Below are 15,145 nucleotides of genomic sequence, written 5' to 3'. Positions count from 1 at the left end.
GAGCAGGGGCCGCAAGCGCGTTTTTCGCGCCTCGACGATGCGTTTCAAACGGTTTAGGTGTTCGAGTCGACCCGTTCCCAGCCCTGGGGCGAGAGGCGCTCCTGCGGCAGGAAGCGGGCCTTGTAGGCCATCTTGGGCGAGCCATCGACCCAATAGCCGAGATAGACATAGGGCAGGCCGAGCTTGCGGGCCCGCTCGATATGGTCGAGCACCATGAAGGTGCCGAGCGAGCGCTGCTCCAGCATCGGGTCGAACACGGAATAGACCATGGAAAGCCCGTCATTCAGGCGGTCGGTCAGGGCCATGGCGAAGAGATCGCCGACGCCGCGCCCGGTGAAGCCGCTATCGGGGCCGCGCCGGCGGTACTCGATCAGGTTGGTCTCGACATGCGTGTCCTCGATCATCATCGCGAAATCGAGGGCCGACATCGAGGCCATGCCGCCATCGGGATGGCGTTCGTCGAGATAGCTGCGGAACAGAGAGTAGTGCTCGGAGCGCGGCTCCGGTGGCAGGTCCTCGCCGATCAGGTCGCAATTGCGGGCGAGCACGCGGCGGAAACCGCGTGACGGCCGGAAGTCGTCGACGCAGACGCGGACGGAGACGCAGGAGCGGCAGGTCTCGCAGGCGGGCCGATAGGCGATGCTCTGCGAGCGCCGGAAGCCGCCTTGCGAGAGCACGTCGTTGAGGTCGCGCGCTCGTCCGCCGACAAGGTGGGTAAACACCTTGCGTTCCTCCCGCCCGGGCAGATACGGGCAGGAGGTCGGTGACGTCAGATAGAATTGCGGGGCATCCCGCAACGGGCGCGTCACGTTCGTATCGCTCCGGAAACGACCTGAACCACGAGTGTAGCAGCAGCGCAGCCGGCAACAAGAGTTGCGATGACGATCAGGCGCGAACGACGACCAGTCCCGTCAGGATGTCGTGGCCGAGCCTGCGGTCATCGCGCACCAAACCGCAGAGAATATCGAGCACCCAGAGCGCGACCGTGCCTGCGGCGACATAGAACAGCAGGGCGTGGACGGCGGCTGCGAGCCCGTCGGGACGGCCGCCATTGACGGTCTCGACCCTGAGGCCCGCCATGCGCATGCCCCAGGTTGCCTGTTTCCGGCCGCCGATGGTCAGCGCCGCATAGCCGAGCGCAGTCGCCACCGTCGCGATCGGCAGGAGCAGCCAGGTCGCGCCGAAGGTGACGAGGCCGAGGAAGATCAGGAGCGCGACCACGAGCCAGCCCAGAATGAACAGGGCGATGATGTCGCCGATCCAGGCGAACAGGCGCGACCCCAGCACGCCGCTGACATTCTGCAGCGGGCGCTGCTCGATCGGCGTGATTGCGGGTTGCTGATAGCTGCGTTCGCTCATCGAAGGTCGAGATCCTTTGTTCCGGGGGGCGCATCCGGTGGTGGTGCGCTCCGCCGCCATAATGTTTGATCAGCGGTCTTGTTCCGCAAGGCCACGCGGAAAGATACGGCGCGGCTGGAAGCCGTTGGACCGCAGCGCATCCTCGATGGCGCGCGTATGGCTCTCGCCGCGCGTCTCGACGGTGACGTCGAGCGTCACGCCCTTGGCCGGCACGTCGAGGAAGAGCCTGCCATGGCTGACCTCGAGGATGTTGGCGCCGTGGTCGCCGAGCAGGCTCGCGACCTTGCCGAGCAGGCCCGGCCGGTCGCTGGCGGTGAGGCGGAAGGCGGCGATGCGGTCCTCGCGCTCCAGCTCGCGCACCATGATCGCGGCGAGCAGCCTGGTGTCGATATTGCCGCCGCAGAGCACGAGGCCGACCTTTTTGCCGCGATAGCGCTCCGGCTCCTTCAGCATTGCGGCGAGCCCCGCGGCGCCGGCGCCCTCGGCCAGCGAATGCTGCAGGCTGGCATAGGCATTGACCGCGCGCTCGATCAGGTCCTCGCCGACCAGGACGATGTCGGAGACCAGGCTGGAGACGATCGGCAAGGTCAGCTCGCCGACCGTCTTCACCGCGATGCCTTCGGCCAGGGTCGCGCCACCGATCGGCCGGTCCTCGGCATTCACGGCGTTGTAGAAGGAGGGATAGAGCTCGGCCTCGACGCCGATCAGCTCGATCTCCGGCTTCAGAGCCTTGGCCGCAATCGCGTTGCCGGCCATCAGCCCGCCGCCTCCGAGCGGAATGATCAGCACGTCGAGATCGGGCGCGTCGGCCAGCATTTCGCGCGCGATCGTGCCCTGGCCCGCCATCACGGCGGCATCGTCATAGGGATGCACGAAGACCAGGGTCTCGGCCTGCGCCAGCTCGCGGGCGCGCACGGCCGATTCGTAGAGCGTTTCGCCGTAGAGCACGACGCGGGCGCCATGGGCCCTTGTGTTCTCGACCTTCACCAGCGGGGTCGTCTCCGGCATCACGATGGTCGCCGGGATGCCGAAGCGGCGTGCGTGATAGGCGACGGCCTGTGCATGGTTGCCGGCGGACATGGCGATGACGCCGCGGGCCCTCTCGGCTTCCGTAAGGCCAAGCAGCTTGTTGACCGCGCCGCGCTCCTTGAAGGAGGCCGTCGCCTGCATGTTCTCGTGCTTGACCAGCACGGTCGCGCCGGTGAGCTCGGACAGGCGCGGCGCCGGCACCAGCGGCGTGCGCAGCACATGCCCCTCGATACGCTGTGCGGCCGCTTCGATATCGGCGGGAGTGATCGAAAAAGGCTCGCTCATGCGTGGAGTTCCGTTCAGACCTGACGAGGCGCAATCGCGCCCTCGCCGAAGAAACCGCCGGGGCGCAGGATCAGCACCACGGCGAGCAAGCTATAGACGGCGATGTCGCGCTGTTCGATAGGCATGGTTGATGACCATATGACCTCGAAGAGCGCAATGCTGAGGCCGCCAAGGCAGGCGCCGGCGACCGAGCCGATGCCGCCCAGGATCGCGGCGACGAGCGCCTTCAGCCCGAGCGTGAAGCCGCCGGCAAAGCCCATGCCGCCATAGATCGCGGTGACGATGACGCCGGCCGCGCCGCAGGCCGCGCAGGCGAGGATCAGCGCCCGGTCATGCACGGCACGCGCGTTGACGCCGAAAAGCGCCGCGGTGCCGGAATCGTCCGAGACCGCGCGCCAGGCCCGGCCGAAGGCGGAATAGCGGATCAGCAGCACGAGCCCGAGCGCGGCACCGAGGCCGCCGGCCGCAAGCGCCAGTCCGACCGGGGTTGCGGTGACGATGAAGCTGCCGGAGCGGGCCAGCGGCCAGGGCTCGTTGTAGACCGGCGGCAGCCAGCGCAGATCGGGCCCCTGCGCCAGCCGCAGATATTCAGACAGCGCAATCGCGAGCCCGATCGTCGCGATCAGCATCTGCTGGCCGCTGGCGCGCTCGAGATGGCGCAGCACGAACCGCCCCATGGCGAAGCCGTGAAAGGCCGCGACCAGCATGGCCACGACGAAGGCGACCAGCAGCCCCGAGACCGGCGTCGAGATCGCCGTCGAGACGAGCAGCGCCACGCCGATCACGGCTGAGAGCGCGCCGAGCGCGGCGAATTCGCCAAAGCTCAGGATGATGCGCCCGGTCAGGCCATAGATCAGCGCATAGGCCGAGGCGAGCAGGGCGTAGATCGCGGCCGAGGGCAGGGCGCTCAAGCCCTGCTGCAGGGCATAGGCGAGGCCGGGCGGGAGCTGCGGCAGGCCGTCGATGCGGGCCGAGCCCGGATCGACCGGCGGTTCCTCGCGGTTCTCGAGGTAGAAGCGCCGGAGCAGGTAGAAGCTGGCATCGTTCATCGGCCGTCCGTCGACCGCGACACCGAGCAACGCGCCGCGCTGCAGACCCGCGCCCTCGCCGGCGAAGAGGCAATCGATCATGCGCTGGCGCGCCGGGCCGCCGCCGGTCTCGACATGGTAGAGGATGCGCAAGGTATTGGCGCGCGGGCCATTGGTCGCGCGGTCGATGGTGATCCGCGCGTCCGGCGCGTTGAGCGCCGGGATCGCCTGGCGGCAAAGCCGCGTCTGGTCCGTATCGAAGCGTTCGCTGCAGCCGGTCAGCAGCAAGGCAATGAGAATCGGGAGGAGCGCGCGCATTGCGCGGAGGCTAGCGCCAGTTGCGACGCGTTGATACTCGATGCGTCGCGCAATTCAGCGCTTTGCCGGTCGCCCGTGACGTGAGGCGGTGCGCTCCGAGGCGCACGCATTTCAGCCAGCCGCTTTCAGCCGCAAACCTTCAGCTTCTCGGCGACGCGCGGCGCGAAATAGCTCAGCACCCCGTCGGCGCCGGCGCGCTTGAAGGCGATCAGGCTCTCCATCATGGCCTTGTCGCCATCGATCCAGCCATTCAGGGCGGCGGCCTGGATCATCGCGTACTCGCCGGAGACCTGATAGGCGAAGGTCGGCACCCGGAAATGGTCCTTCACGCGGGCGATCACGTCGAGATAGGGCATGCCGGGCTTGATCATCACCATGTCGGCGCCCTCTTCGAGATCGAGCGCCACCTCTGCAATGGCCTCGTCCGAATTGGCGGGGTCCATCTGATAGGTGCGCTTGTCGCCGATCAGCGTCGCATTGGTACCGATCGCATCGCGGAAGGGACCGTAGAAGGCCGATGCGTATTTTGCCGCATAGGCCATGATCTGGACGTCCTCGAAGCCGGCCTCGTCGAGTTCGACCCGGATGGCGCCGACGCGGCCGTCCATCATGTCGGAGGGGGCGATGACGTCAGCGCCGGCATCGGCCAGCGCCAGCGCCTGCTGTGTCAGGATACGCACGCTCGCATCGTTCAGGACGCGCTCGCCCGCCATGACGCCGTCATGCCCATGCGAGGTGTAGGGATCGAGCGCGGCGTCGCAGATGATGCCGATCTGGGGCACCTCGGCCTTGATGGCGCGCACGGCGCGGCACATCAGGTTGCGCGTGTTCAGCGCTTCGGACGCCGTCGCGTCGCGCAACGACTTCTCGACATAGGGAAAGGGCGCGATCGCCGGAATGCCGAGGCTGGCGGCATGGGCGCTCTGGCGCACCGCCTCCTCGATATTCAGCCGGTCGACGCCCGGCATCCACTCGACAGCGGAGCGGGCCTCGCTCGAATCCACCAGGAAGATCGGCCAGATCAGGTCGTTCGCAGTCAGGACCGCCTCGCGCACCAGCCGGCGCGACCATTCGGCCTTGCGGTTGCGCCGCATCCGGCGGGTCAGGTCGAGCGAATCCTTGCTGCGCAGAGCAGTGGCCGGCAGATCATCCTGCCGCGCGACGGGCGCCGGAAACGGCCTTACAACCCGAGATGCCATAAAATCCTCCGCCGCCTGGGCGCGTTGGCTTGTCCTTTGCCGGATGCTTAGCACATCGGAACCGTTCCAAAATAGAGGTGGATGGTCGCAACCATGCGCTCATGGCCAAGCGGCGCCGCGCGTTGACAAGCGCCCGAGCCCCGGCCCAGAACCGGACCCTGTTATCAGGGATCAGCACGGCATGTCGCAGGAACCAGAGATCATTTGCGAAATCCGGGGCGCGGCGGGTGTCGTCATCCTCAACCGTCCCAAGGCGCTGAATGCGCTGAGCCTGGTCATGGTCCGCGAACTGGCACGCGCGCTCGATGCCTGGGAGCATGACCCGCAGGTGACGCGCATCGTGGTGATGGGCGCAGGCGAGAAGGCCTTTTGCGCGGGTGGTGACATTCGTTCGCTGCATGATCTCGGCCGCGCCGGCCGTCAGGGCGAGATGCTCGCCTTCTGGGGCGAGGAATACATCCTCAATCACCGTATCAAGCACTATCCCAAGCCTTATATCGCGCTGATCGACGGCATCGTCATGGGCGGCGGCGTCGGCATTTCGCTGCATGGCAGCCATCGCATCGCCGGCGACCGCTACCTCTTCGCCATGCCCGAGGTCGGTATCGGCTTCTTCCCGGATGTCGGCGCGACCTATGCCCTGCCGCGCCTGGAGGGCGCAGCCGGCATCTATCTCGCCCTGACGGGCGACCGTGTCGGCGCAGCGGACGCCCTGGCGCTGGGTCTTGCGACCCATGCCGTACCGAGCAGCCGGATGGCGGAACTCGCCGATGCCCTGACCGGCCGCGGCGCCGTCGACGAGATCCTGGCCGGATACACCCAGGATCCCGGCCCGCAAAAGCTCGCCACCGAGCGCGCGACCATCGCCGAGTGCTTTGGCGCTTCCGAACTGGACGGCATCAGGGCGCGGTTGAAGCTGAAGGCCGAATCCGGGGATGCCTTCGCCGGCAAAACCCTGCAGACGCTTGCCGTCAAATCCCCGACCAGCATTGCCATCGCCTTCGAGCAGATGCGCCGCGGGGCGGGGCTCGATTTCGCCGAGGCGATGCGCACCGAGTACCGCATCGTCTCGCGCATTGCCGAGGGCCATGACTTCTACGAAGGCGTGCGGGCGGTGGTGATCGACAAGGATCATGCCCCGCGCTGGCAGCCGGCCACGCTCGATGAGGTCGATCCGCAGGCGATCGCGCACTACTTCGCTTCGCTTGGCGCGAACGAACTCGTCCTGGAGCATTGAGCGATGGGAATGGGGAGGGGAGATGCCGAGCCCCTGCGCGGGCAGCGCGTCATCGGCTCGGCCGGCCTCGAGGAGAAGAAGAGCAAGCTGACCCGCTGGCGGCGCGTGCTGGTCTGGCTGCTCCGCCTGCTGTCGCTCGCCTGGATGGCCAAGGGGCTGATGGCCTGGGCCGTGATTTTCGGCATCGGCATGGAGGGGCAGACGCCGTTCGAGTCGCAGCTGCTGAGCTATCAGGCGATCACGGTCTATTTCGCGGTGATCGATCTCGTCGCCGCGGTCGGGCTCTGGCTGACCAGCACCTGGGGCGGGGTGCTCTGGCTCCTGGCCGCGGTCAGCCAGTTGCTGCTCGGCTTCTTCTTCCCGCGGCTGCTGCCGGTGACGCCCTATCTGATCGCGACCTATGTCGGGTTGATGGCCGCCTATTTCCTCGCCACCTGGGCGGCGGAAAACGAGGAGACCTGAGACCGGCCGGTGCGGGCCTGCCGTGCGCGCGACACGCGGCCCGGGCCCCGGCAATGGCGCTGCAGAGGCGGGCACTCGGGCCTTGGCGCGGAGAGCCCCGTTTGGCCCGAAAGCCCCTCGATTGCGTGGAGTCATGGTAATAAACGCTTTAGCTTAAGCGTTTCTGGCTTCACTTACGATTCACCCAAAGGGGTAAATCTCCGATTCATCCTGATATTTAAACTCGTTTTCATCGGTCCGGCCTATGGTGTTTTCAGAAGCGGACCGGGAGATAAATCCTGGCCGGCATGCAACAGGCGGGATATACCATGACAACGAGCGTAAAGACTTTGGCTCCTGTGAAGTCGGAAGAAGTTCAACTCAAGGTGAAGCCTCTTTACCTTGAGTCCCTCACCCTGGTTGAGCGGCTGCATCGCCGCCTGCTCGATGTCATCAAGGATGAATTCGAGCGCCGCAACCGTGACGACGTCAACAGCGTCCAGGCGCTGTTGCTCTACAATATCGGCGATGCCGAGCTCAGCGCCAGCGAGCTCCGGACGCGCGGTTACTATCTCGGCTCGAACGTGTCCTACAACGTCAAGAAGCTGGTCGAGCTCGGCTACCTGCACCATGCCCGGTCGCGCATCGACCGCCGCTCGGTCCGCATCAGCCTGACCGAGAAGGGCCACGAGGTGCACAATCTCGTGAAGGGCGTCTACGACAAGCATGTCCAGACGGTCGAGCAGATCGGTGGCATCGCGGCCGATGACTTCGAGCGCATGAACAACGCGCTGCTGCGTCTCGAGCGCTTCTGGACCGACCAGATCCGCTACAAGCTCTGATTTCTGGCCTGAACCGCCAGACAATCGGCGCTGACCTGACCTGAACTTGCAAACTCCCGCCCTCGCTGCGGGAGTCTTTCGGGCCGCTATTGCTCGGGTCTGCTGCTGTTGCAGTTTCGCGACGCAGGGCGCCCATGCTGCATTCCCTGCTTCCCCTTCGTCGCCAATGCCCTAAAAACGCCGCGCTCATCACGAGACGTTAACTGTGGTATTGGATCGTCGCTCGCAACCGGGCCGCCGTCCATGGCGGAGCCGGTCTTGTTGTTTGCGGCGCTTAGGCGCGGTCTTGCTCCTTGAGGACGAGGGAAGAGGGATACGATGTCGAATTTCAGCCTGACCCGCCGCGAAACCGTGCTGGCACTGCTTTCGGGTGCAGCAACGGCCGCGACCGCGCCAGCCTGGGCTCAGCAGGCGGAGTGGCGCCAGAGCTATGATTCAGGCGCTCGCAATGCTGTTGCCCGGTCCTCGACCCCGACCTTGTCTTCCGAGACGCTGCAGGCGACGGAGCAAGCGATCGTCGCCTATCGCGACCTTGCCGCCCGCGGCGGCTGGACCCCGATCCAGCTGACTGACAAGCTTGGCGTCGGCTCGCGCGGCCCCGGCGTGGTCGCGCTGCGCCAGCGCCTGATCATCACCGGCGATCTCGATTCTGCTGCCGGCACCAGCAATATCTATGACTCCTATGTCGAAGCCGGAGTGCGCCGCTTCCAGTCGCGCGTCGGGCTCTCGACGACCGGCGCCATCAATCGCGCCACCCTGACCGCCCTGAACGTGCCGATCGAGCGGCGCATCCGCCAGCTCGAGACCAATGTGGTGCGCCTGCGCTCCTGGTCGGGCAATCTCGGCAACCGCTATGTCGTCGCCAATATCCCGGCAGCCTCGGTCGAGACGGTCGAGAATGGCCATGTCGCGACACGCCATGCAGCCGGTGTCGGCAAGGCCGACCGGCAGTCGCCGCTGCTGCAGACCAAGATCCCCGAGGTCAATTTCAACCCGACCTGGACCGTGCCGGCTTCGATCATCCGCAAGGATCTGATCCCGAAGATGCGCAAGGAGCCGAACTACCTCACCGAGAACAAGATCCGCATCATCGGCCCTGCCGGCGAGATCGCGCCCGACCGCGTGAACTGGAATTCGGACGAGGCGACCCGCTACACCTTCCGCCAGGATCCCGGCGGCGAGTTCAATTCGCTTGGCTTCGTGCGCATCAATATCCCGAGCCCTCACGGCGTCTACATGCATGACACGCCGGCCAAGGGCATTTTCGGCGACGATTTCCGTTTCGTCTCCTCGGGCTGCATCCGCGTCCAGAACGTGCGCGACTATATCGCCTGGCTGCTCAAGGAGACGCCCGGCTGGGATCGCGCCAAGATCGACGAGGTGATCCAGTCCGGCGAACGCATCAACGCCCGGATCAGCAATCCCGTGCCGTGCTACTGGGTCTATATCACCGCCTGGGCGACACCCGATGGCGGCGTCCAGTTCCGCGACGACATCTACAACAAGGATGGCCTGGGCCCGGCGCCGGTTGCGGCGCTGCAGGAAGACCAGAACATCTGAGAGCAAGCGCTCTCTCATCCTGAAACGGCCCGCCAGTTCTGGCGGGCCGTTTTCATTTGCGCGCTGCGGCAGCCGCGGCCCTCAGGCTGCTTTCGCGGTCTCCCGCAGTACGGCAACGACGCAGTCGGTGAAGGCCCTGGTCCCGAGCGTTCCGCCGAGGTCGCGCGTGCGCTGCTCCGGCAGGCGGATCGTGCGGTCGAGCGCGGCCTCGATCGCCTGGCCGGCACGCAGCAGCGCCGGGTCCTGCCTGCGCTCCCCCAGCCAGTTCAGCAGCATCGCGGCCGAGCCGATCAGCGAACAGGGATTGGCGAGGTCGCGGCCGGCGATGTCGGGAGCCGAGCCATGCTGCGCCTGGGCCACCGCATGGTCCTGCCCCGCATTGAGCGACGCGGCCAGCCCGAGGCTGCCCGAAATCTCCGAGGCCTGGTCGGAGAGGATGTCGCCGAACATGTTGGTCGTCACGATGACGTCGAACACCCCGGCATCGCGGACGAGCAGCGCCGCCATCGCGTCGATGATCTTCTCCTCATAGGCGACGTCGGGATAGCGTTCGGCGACCGAACGCACGCATTCCAGGAACAGCCCGTCGGAGATCCGCAGCACATTCGCCTTGTGCACGGCCGTGACCTTGCGCCGGCGCTGGCGGGCAAGGGCAAAGGCGCTCTCGGCGATGCGCAGCGAGGCCTGTCGCGTCACCTTTCGGAAGGAGAGAGCCAGGTCCGGCGTCGGCATCATCTCGCCGGGACCGAGATGCATTGAGCGGTCGGAATAGAAGCCCTCGGTGTTCTCGCGCACCACGACGAGGTCGAGCGGCTTGCCGCCGCGCGGCTCAAAACCCTCGCGCGAACGGGCAGGGCGGATATTGGCGTAGAGGTCGAGCCGCTTGCGCAACTGGCCGGAGGGGTTGAGCCCGCCCTTCTCGGCCGGCGGGTAGTCATTATGGGAGACGGGCCCCAAAATGACGCCGTCGGCCTGACGTGCGGCTTCGAACACGCTCTCCGGGAAGGTCGAGCCGACCGTGCCGAGCGCGGCAAAGCCGATCTCGGCATGCTCATAGCTGAGCGCGAAGCCGAACAGCTGGCTCGCCTCGTCGAGCACGCGACGGGTGGCGGCGCTGATCTCGGGGCCGATGCCGTCTCCGTCCAGGACGAGAAGCCGCAAGGGGGCATTTTTCGGTGATGTATCGGTCATTGCAGGGCTGCGTCCGGAACAGGGATGGAGCTGCCCGGCCGGCGCGCCGCCGCGCGGGCCGGGCAGCAGGGATCATTCGACCTTGATGTTCGCTTGCGCGACCACCTTCGCCCATTTCTCACGCTCCGCCTTGACGAAGGACGTGAACTCCTGCGGCGTGTTGCCGATCGGCTGCGCGCCTTCCAGTTCGAGGTTCCGGCGCACTTCGGGCAGGTTGATGATGGTCGCGACCTCGCTGCGCAGCCGGTCGATGATCGGCTGCGGCGTGCCCTTGCGGACGAAGACGCCATACCAGCCGCTGGCCTCGTAGCCGGGCACCCCGGCCTCGGCGAGCGTCGGCACCGTGGGCAGAGCAGGGGCGCGCTCCGCGGTGGTGACGGCCAGCGCCCGCAAGGTGCCGCCATGCACATGGCCGATCGCCGAAGGCAGGGTCGCGAACATCATCGGGATATGGCCGCCGATCAGGTCGTTGAGGGCGGGGCCGGCGCCGCGATAGGCGGCATGTTTCAGGTTTGTCTGCGCCATCAGCTCGAACAGCGCGGTCGCGATATGGTTGGCCGAGCCGTGGCCGGCCGTGCCGTAGGTCAGGCCTTCCGGCTGCGCCTTCGAGCGCGCGATCAGCTCCGCGACCGAGTTGGCCTTGACCGACGGATGCACCAGCAGGAGCAGCGGCGCCTTGGCGATCAGGGTGACGGGCTCGAGCACCTCGGCCGGATCGTATTTGAGATTCTTGAACAGGGTCGGGTTCACGGCCATCGGGCCGATATTGCTGATCAGCACGGTATAGCCATCGGCCGGCGCCTGCGCCGCGGCCGTCGTGCCGAGATTGCCGCCCGCGCCGGCGCGGTTCTCGACCACGACGCCGACGCCGAGGCGCGACTGCAGCTTCTCGGCCACGGCCCGTGCGATCACGTCCGTGCCGCCGCCCGCGGCATAGGGCACCACCATGGTGATCGGCCGGCTCGGCCAGTCCTGGGCCTGGGCGGCGCCGAACATGCCCAGCATCGCTCCGAGCATCGCGCCCAGCCGCAGTCCCGCAACTCTCCGCATCGTCAATTCCTCCCGTCGATCGTTGCCCGTCGGTCTCTCGCCGACGGTTTCTCAATTTCGGTATACCGAATTATACTGAGATGAATTGATACGAGGCAAGCGTTGATTTCGGCGCTGGCTCACGCGATCACGCGTGACCGGCGGAGCGCGCGCCGGACGAAGCGAGGAGATGGTCTTGGGTGATTTTGCCGACATGCAGCCCGCGCCCTCGCTGGCAGGCCAGGCCTATGCGCGCTTGCGCGACGCGATCGCCAGTGGGGAGCTTCGTCCCGGAGCCAGGCTGCGCGAGGAGGATCTGGCGAAGCATATGCAGATGAGCCGCACGCCGCTGCGCGAGGCGGTGCGCCGGCTCGAGGCGGAAGGCTTCTTCACGCGCGAATCGCGCAGTCTCGTCGTCGCCTCGCTCGATCATCAGGCGGTGTCGGAACTCTATGCGATGCGCGAGGTGCTCGAGGGCACGGCGGCTGCCTTCGCCGCGCGCCATGCCGCAGAGGTCGAAATCGAGGCGCTGCGCGATCTCCATACGCTGGAGGCCGGGTTGCTGGCGCAGCCGCAGGATCTGGCGCGCCACAACGAGCGCTTCCATTCCGCGCTCTACGGCGCAGCGCATAATCGCTATCTGCTCAAGACCCTGAACGCCTTGCGTGACGCCCGCGCGCTGCTCGGCCCCTCGACCCTGCTGGACCCCGTCCGCGCCGCGCAGGCCCATGCCGAACACGAGGCCCTGGTCGTGGCTGTCGAGCGCCGTGACCCGGTTGCGGCTGATGCAGCCGCCCGCAGCCATATCCGCTCGGCCCAGCGCGAACGGCTGAGGCGGCTGGTGACCGGCGATTAGGCCCGCTCTCCTCGGAGGAGGGGGATGGCGCTGTTCAGGCCCCGCGCTTGCCGCCGGTCGGGCCTGCCGAAGCCAGCTTCAGCACGAGCGCTCCAGCCAGCGCCGAGAGCAGCGAGCCCATCAGCACGCCGATCTTGGTGGCGTCGCCGAGTTCGGGATTTTCCGGGAAGGCCAGCGCTCCGATGAACAGGCTCATCGTGAAGCCGATGCCGCAGAGCAGTGCGACGCCATAGAGCTGCAGGTAGTTCGCCTTGGCCGGCATGGTGCCGAGCCCGGTCTTCACCGCCACCCAGGCGAAGCCGAAGACGCCGATCTGCTTGCCGATGAACAGGCCAAGCGCGATGCCGAGCGGAATCGGCGCGAGCAGGCTCGACGGCGACATGCCTGCAAAGGACACGCCTGCATTGGCGAAGCCGAAGATCGGCACGATCACGAAGGACACCCAGGGGTGCAGCTTGTGCTCGAGCATGTGCAGCGGGGAATGCTCCGGCTCGTCGCTGCCGCTGCCGTCACCGATCGGGATCGTCAGCGCCAGGATGACGCCCGCCAGCGTCGCGTGCACGCCCGATTTCAGCTGGAAGAACCAGAGCAGCGCGCCGATGGCGAGATAGAGCCAGATTCGCGTCACGTTCATCCGGTTGAGAACGATCAGGACGGCAAGGCACAAGCCCGCCATGCCGAGCATCGGCAGCGAGATCTCGCTGGTATAGAACAGGGCGATGATCAGGACGGCGCCGAGATCGTCGAGGATCGCAAGCGCGGTCAGGAAGACCTTGAGCGAGACCGGCACGCGCGGCCCGAGCAGGGCGAGCACGCCGAGCGCGAAGGCGATATCGGTTGCTGCCGGGATCGCCCAGCCGCGCATCGCGACCGGGTCTCCGCGCGTCAGCGCCAGGTAGATCAGGGCGGGCGCGATCATGCCGCCGAGCGCCGCGATGCCGGGCAGGGCGCGGCGCGACCAGGTCGAGAGCTGCCCCTCGATGAATTCGCGTTTGATCTCCAGCCCGACGAGCAGGAAGAAGATCGCCATCAGCCCGTCATTGACCCAGTGCAGGACGCTGAGCCCGCCGACATAGCTGCCGAGCAGCTTGAAATAGGCGGGCGCTGCCGGCGAATTGGCGATCAGCAGGGCTATCGCAGCCACGCCCATGAGCAGGAGGCCGCCGGCCGCTTCGCTCGCCAGCAAGGCCTTCAACGGCGAGCGCCTGGCAGGTGGAGCATTCCCGGCGATGTCTTGCGTCACGTTCAAATCCTTGCTGGCTGCTGTTGCCGCCCTTTGTGCAGGCGACGCGCGCTCATGTCACCCCGCATCGGCCCTTGGAATGGCAGCCCCCACCGTGCTACGGAGCGCGCGATAGCGGGCTCGGCCGCGAGATTCCGCAACAGCCAGAACTGCGTGGCTGCCGCATGGCCTTTGCCGGCCCCTGCGGCAATCCGAAGCGCCGATGGAGCACCCCATGAGTCGTGACGCCGCTGCCGAGAAGCATCTCTCGAACTCATTCTTCGGCGCTTCGCTCGCCGATTCCGATCCGGAGATCTCGCGTGCCATCGGCCTCGAGCTCGGTCGCCAGCGCGACGAGATCGAACTGATCGCCTCGGAGAACATCGTGTCGCGCGCCGTGCTCGAGGCGCAGGGCTCGGTGATGACCAACAAATACGCGGAAGGCTATCCGGGCCGCCGCTATTACGGCGGCTGCCAGTTCGTCGACATCGCCGAGAAGCTGGCGATCGAGCGCGCCTGCCGCCTGTTCGACTGCCAGTTCGCCAATGTCCAGCCGAATTCCGGCAGCCAGGCCAATCAGGCCGTGTTCATGGCGCTGATGCAGCCCGGCGACACCTTCATGGGCCTCGATCTCGCTGCCGGCGGCCATCTCACCCATGGCGCCCCAGTCAACCAGTCCGGCAAGTGGTTCAAGGTCGTGCCCTACGGCGTCTGCGTCGTCGACCAGACCATCGATTATGATGCGATGGAGCGCCTCGCCGTCGAGCACAAGCCCAAGGTCATCGTCGCCGGTGGCTCGGCCTATGCCCGTCACTGGGATTTCGCCCGTTTCCGCGAGATCGCCGACAAGGTCGGCGCCTATTTCATGGTCGACATCGCGCATTTCGCCGGCCTGGTGGCGGGCGGCGCCCATCCCTCGCCGTTCCCGCACGCCCATGTCGTCACCACCACCACGCACAAGACCCTGCGCGGTCCGCGCGGCGGCATGATCCTGACCAATGACGAGGCGCTGGCGAAGAAGATCAACTCGGCGATCTTCCCCGGCATCCAGGGCGGCCCCCTGATGCATGTCATCGCCGCCAAGGCGGTCTCGTTCCACGAGGCGCTGCAGCCGGAGTTCAAGATCTACGCCCGCGCCGTCGTCGAGAACGCCAAGGCGCTGGCCGAGACGCTGAAGACCAAGGGCTTCGACCTCGTCACCGGCGGCACCGACAACCACCTGATGCTGGTCGACCTGCGCTCCAAGAAGATTACCGGAAAGGCTGCGGAAGCAGCGCTTGGTCGCGCCCATATCACCTGCAACAAGAACGGCATTCCCTTCGATCCGGAGAAGCCGATGGTCACCTCCGGCATCCGCCTGGGCACGCCGGCTGCGACCTCGCGCGGCTTCGGTGTCGCCGAGTTCCAGCGTGTCGGCGAGCTGATCGCCGAGGTGCTGGACGGGCTCGCCGCGCATGGCGAGGAGGGCAATGCCGCCGTCGAGCAGGCGGTGAAGGCCAAGGCCCACGAGCTGACGGCACGTTTCCCGATCTATTGAAGGCAAGGCGAC

Annotated in this window: 14 protein-coding genes; 6 read left to right on the top strand and 8 right to left on the bottom strand. The window is 66.7% G+C overall.

Annotated features, from left to right (window positions below; genetic code table 11):
* Nucleotides 1–53: 53 nt before the first annotated feature.
* From AB4118_RS05085 to hemB, 5 genes are all read right to left on the bottom strand, one after another.
* Nucleotides 54–809 carry an arginyltransferase gene (locus AB4118_RS05085; protein WP_441488708.1) on the bottom strand — a complete coding sequence of 252 codons (756 nt, stop codon included), beginning with the start codon at nt 807–809 and terminating at the stop codon, nt 54–56.
* Between the two features lie 76 nt (nt 810–885).
* Nucleotides 886–1,359, bottom strand: a complete 474-nt coding sequence (locus tag AB4118_RS05080) for an RDD family protein (RefSeq protein WP_441488707.1) — start codon at nt 1,357–1,359, stop codon at nt 886–888.
* A 69-nt stretch (nt 1,360–1,428) separates the two neighbouring features.
* Complete coding sequence (locus tag AB4118_RS05075) at nt 1,429–2,673, bottom strand: threonine ammonia-lyase (protein WP_441488706.1); 1,245 nt, start codon at nt 2,671–2,673, stop codon at nt 1,429–1,431.
* 14 nt (nt 2,674–2,687) lie between these two features.
* Nucleotides 2,688–4,019 (bottom strand): branched-chain amino acid ABC transporter permease, encoded by a 1,332-nt coding sequence (locus tag AB4118_RS05070; RefSeq protein ID WP_441488705.1) that lies wholly within the window; start codon nt 4,017–4,019, stop codon nt 2,688–2,690.
* A 125-nt stretch (nt 4,020–4,144) separates the two neighbouring features.
* Nucleotides 4,145–5,218, bottom strand: coding sequence for a porphobilinogen synthase (gene hemB, locus AB4118_RS05065; protein WP_441488704.1), 1,074 nt, complete (start codon nt 5,216–5,218; stop codon nt 4,145–4,147).
* A 181-nt stretch (nt 5,219–5,399) separates the two neighbouring features.
* On the opposite strand from hemB, the gene AB4118_RS05060 reads away from it, so the two are divergent.
* The 4 genes from AB4118_RS05060 (at nt 5,400) to AB4118_RS05045 (ending at nt 9,298) form a co-directional block, all read left to right on the top strand.
* Entirely contained in the window at nt 5,400–6,455 is a 1,056-nt protein-coding gene (locus AB4118_RS05060; RefSeq protein WP_441488703.1) for an enoyl-CoA hydratase/isomerase family protein, read from the top strand.
* Nucleotides 6,456–6,458: 3 nt separating this feature from the next.
* Entirely contained in the window at nt 6,459–6,917 is a 459-nt protein-coding gene (locus tag AB4118_RS05055) for a DUF6163 family protein (protein ID WP_441488702.1), read from the top strand.
* 308 nt (nt 6,918–7,225) lie between these two features.
* Nucleotides 7,226–7,738: a transcriptional regulator LdtR gene (ldtR, locus tag AB4118_RS05050; protein ID WP_441488701.1), complete on the top strand. Its 513-nt coding sequence runs from the start codon at nt 7,226–7,228 to the stop codon at nt 7,736–7,738.
* A gap of 318 nt (nt 7,739–8,056) precedes the next feature.
* Entirely contained in the window at nt 8,057–9,298 is a 1,242-nt protein-coding gene (locus tag AB4118_RS05045; RefSeq protein ID WP_441488700.1) for a L,D-transpeptidase family protein, read from the top strand.
* Between the two features lie 81 nt (nt 9,299–9,379).
* Here the strand turns inward: AB4118_RS05045 and AB4118_RS05040 are convergent, their stop codons facing one another.
* Together AB4118_RS05040 and AB4118_RS05035 are read right to left on the bottom strand one after the other, a co-directional pair.
* Entirely contained in the window at nt 9,380–10,489 is a 1,110-nt protein-coding gene (locus AB4118_RS05040; RefSeq protein ID WP_441488699.1) for an isocitrate/isopropylmalate dehydrogenase family protein, read from the bottom strand.
* 72 nt (nt 10,490–10,561) lie between these two features.
* A complete protein-coding gene (locus AB4118_RS05035; protein WP_441488698.1) occupies nt 10,562–11,539 on the bottom strand; it encodes a Bug family tripartite tricarboxylate transporter substrate binding protein in 978 nt (325 codons plus the stop codon).
* A 175-nt stretch (nt 11,540–11,714) separates the two neighbouring features.
* Here AB4118_RS05035 and AB4118_RS05030 point away from each other — a divergent pair, with 175 nt between their 5' ends.
* Entirely contained in the window at nt 11,715–12,374 is a 660-nt protein-coding gene (locus tag AB4118_RS05030) for a GntR family transcriptional regulator (protein ID WP_441488697.1), read from the top strand.
* 34 nt (nt 12,375–12,408) lie between these two features.
* Here the strand turns inward: AB4118_RS05030 and nhaA are convergent, their stop codons facing one another.
* Nucleotides 12,409–13,617, bottom strand: a complete 1,209-nt coding sequence (nhaA, locus tag AB4118_RS05025) for a Na+/H+ antiporter NhaA (protein ID WP_441488696.1) — start codon at nt 13,615–13,617, stop codon at nt 12,409–12,411.
* A 214-nt stretch (nt 13,618–13,831) separates the two neighbouring features.
* Here nhaA and glyA point away from each other — a divergent pair, with 214 nt between their 5' ends.
* Nucleotides 13,832–15,133, top strand: a complete 1,302-nt coding sequence (glyA, locus tag AB4118_RS05020) for a serine hydroxymethyltransferase (RefSeq protein ID WP_441488695.1) — start codon at nt 13,832–13,834, stop codon at nt 15,131–15,133.
* Nucleotides 15,134–15,145 lie beyond the last annotated feature (12 nt).

Origin of the sequence: Allobosea sp. 2RAB26, from assembly GCF_052115465.1 — a bacterium.
GTDB lineage: Bacteria > Pseudomonadota > Alphaproteobacteria > Rhizobiales > Beijerinckiaceae > Allobosea.
The sequence above is the reverse complement of the archived record's forward strand: the minus strand, read 5'-3'. Positions and strand labels throughout refer to the sequence as shown.

Excerpts from the sequence above, each read along its gene's own strand:
- AB4118_RS05080 (WP_441488707.1), bottom strand. The coding sequence starts at position 1,359 with ATGAGCGAACGCAGCTATCAGCAACCCGCAATCACGCCGATCGAGCAG.
- AB4118_RS05075 (WP_441488706.1), bottom strand. The coding sequence starts at position 2,673 with ATGAGCGAGCCTTTTTCGATCACTCCCGCCGATATCGAAGCGGCCGCA.
- AB4118_RS05070 (WP_441488705.1), bottom strand. The coding sequence starts at position 4,019 with ATGCGCGCGCTCCTCCCGATTCTCATTGCCTTGCTGCTGACCGGCTGC.
- hemB (WP_441488704.1), bottom strand. The coding sequence starts at position 5,218 with ATGGCATCTCGGGTTGTAAGGCCGTTTCCGGCGCCCGTCGCGCGGCAG.
- AB4118_RS05060 (WP_441488703.1), top strand. The coding sequence starts at position 5,400 with ATGTCGCAGGAACCAGAGATCATTTGCGAAATCCGGGGCGCGGCGGGT.
- AB4118_RS05055 (WP_441488702.1), top strand. The coding sequence starts at position 6,459 with ATGGGAATGGGGAGGGGAGATGCCGAGCCCCTGCGCGGGCAGCGCGTC.
- ldtR (WP_441488701.1), top strand. The coding sequence starts at position 7,226 with ATGACAACGAGCGTAAAGACTTTGGCTCCTGTGAAGTCGGAAGAAGTT.
- AB4118_RS05045 (WP_441488700.1), top strand. The coding sequence starts at position 8,057 with ATGTCGAATTTCAGCCTGACCCGCCGCGAAACCGTGCTGGCACTGCTT.
- AB4118_RS05040 (WP_441488699.1), bottom strand. The coding sequence starts at position 10,489 with ATGACCGATACATCACCGAAAAATGCCCCCTTGCGGCTTCTCGTCCTG.
- AB4118_RS05035 (WP_441488698.1), bottom strand. The coding sequence starts at position 11,539 with ATGCGGAGAGTTGCGGGACTGCGGCTGGGCGCGATGCTCGGAGCGATG.
- glyA (WP_441488695.1), top strand. The coding sequence starts at position 13,832 with ATGAGTCGTGACGCCGCTGCCGAGAAGCATCTCTCGAACTCATTCTTC.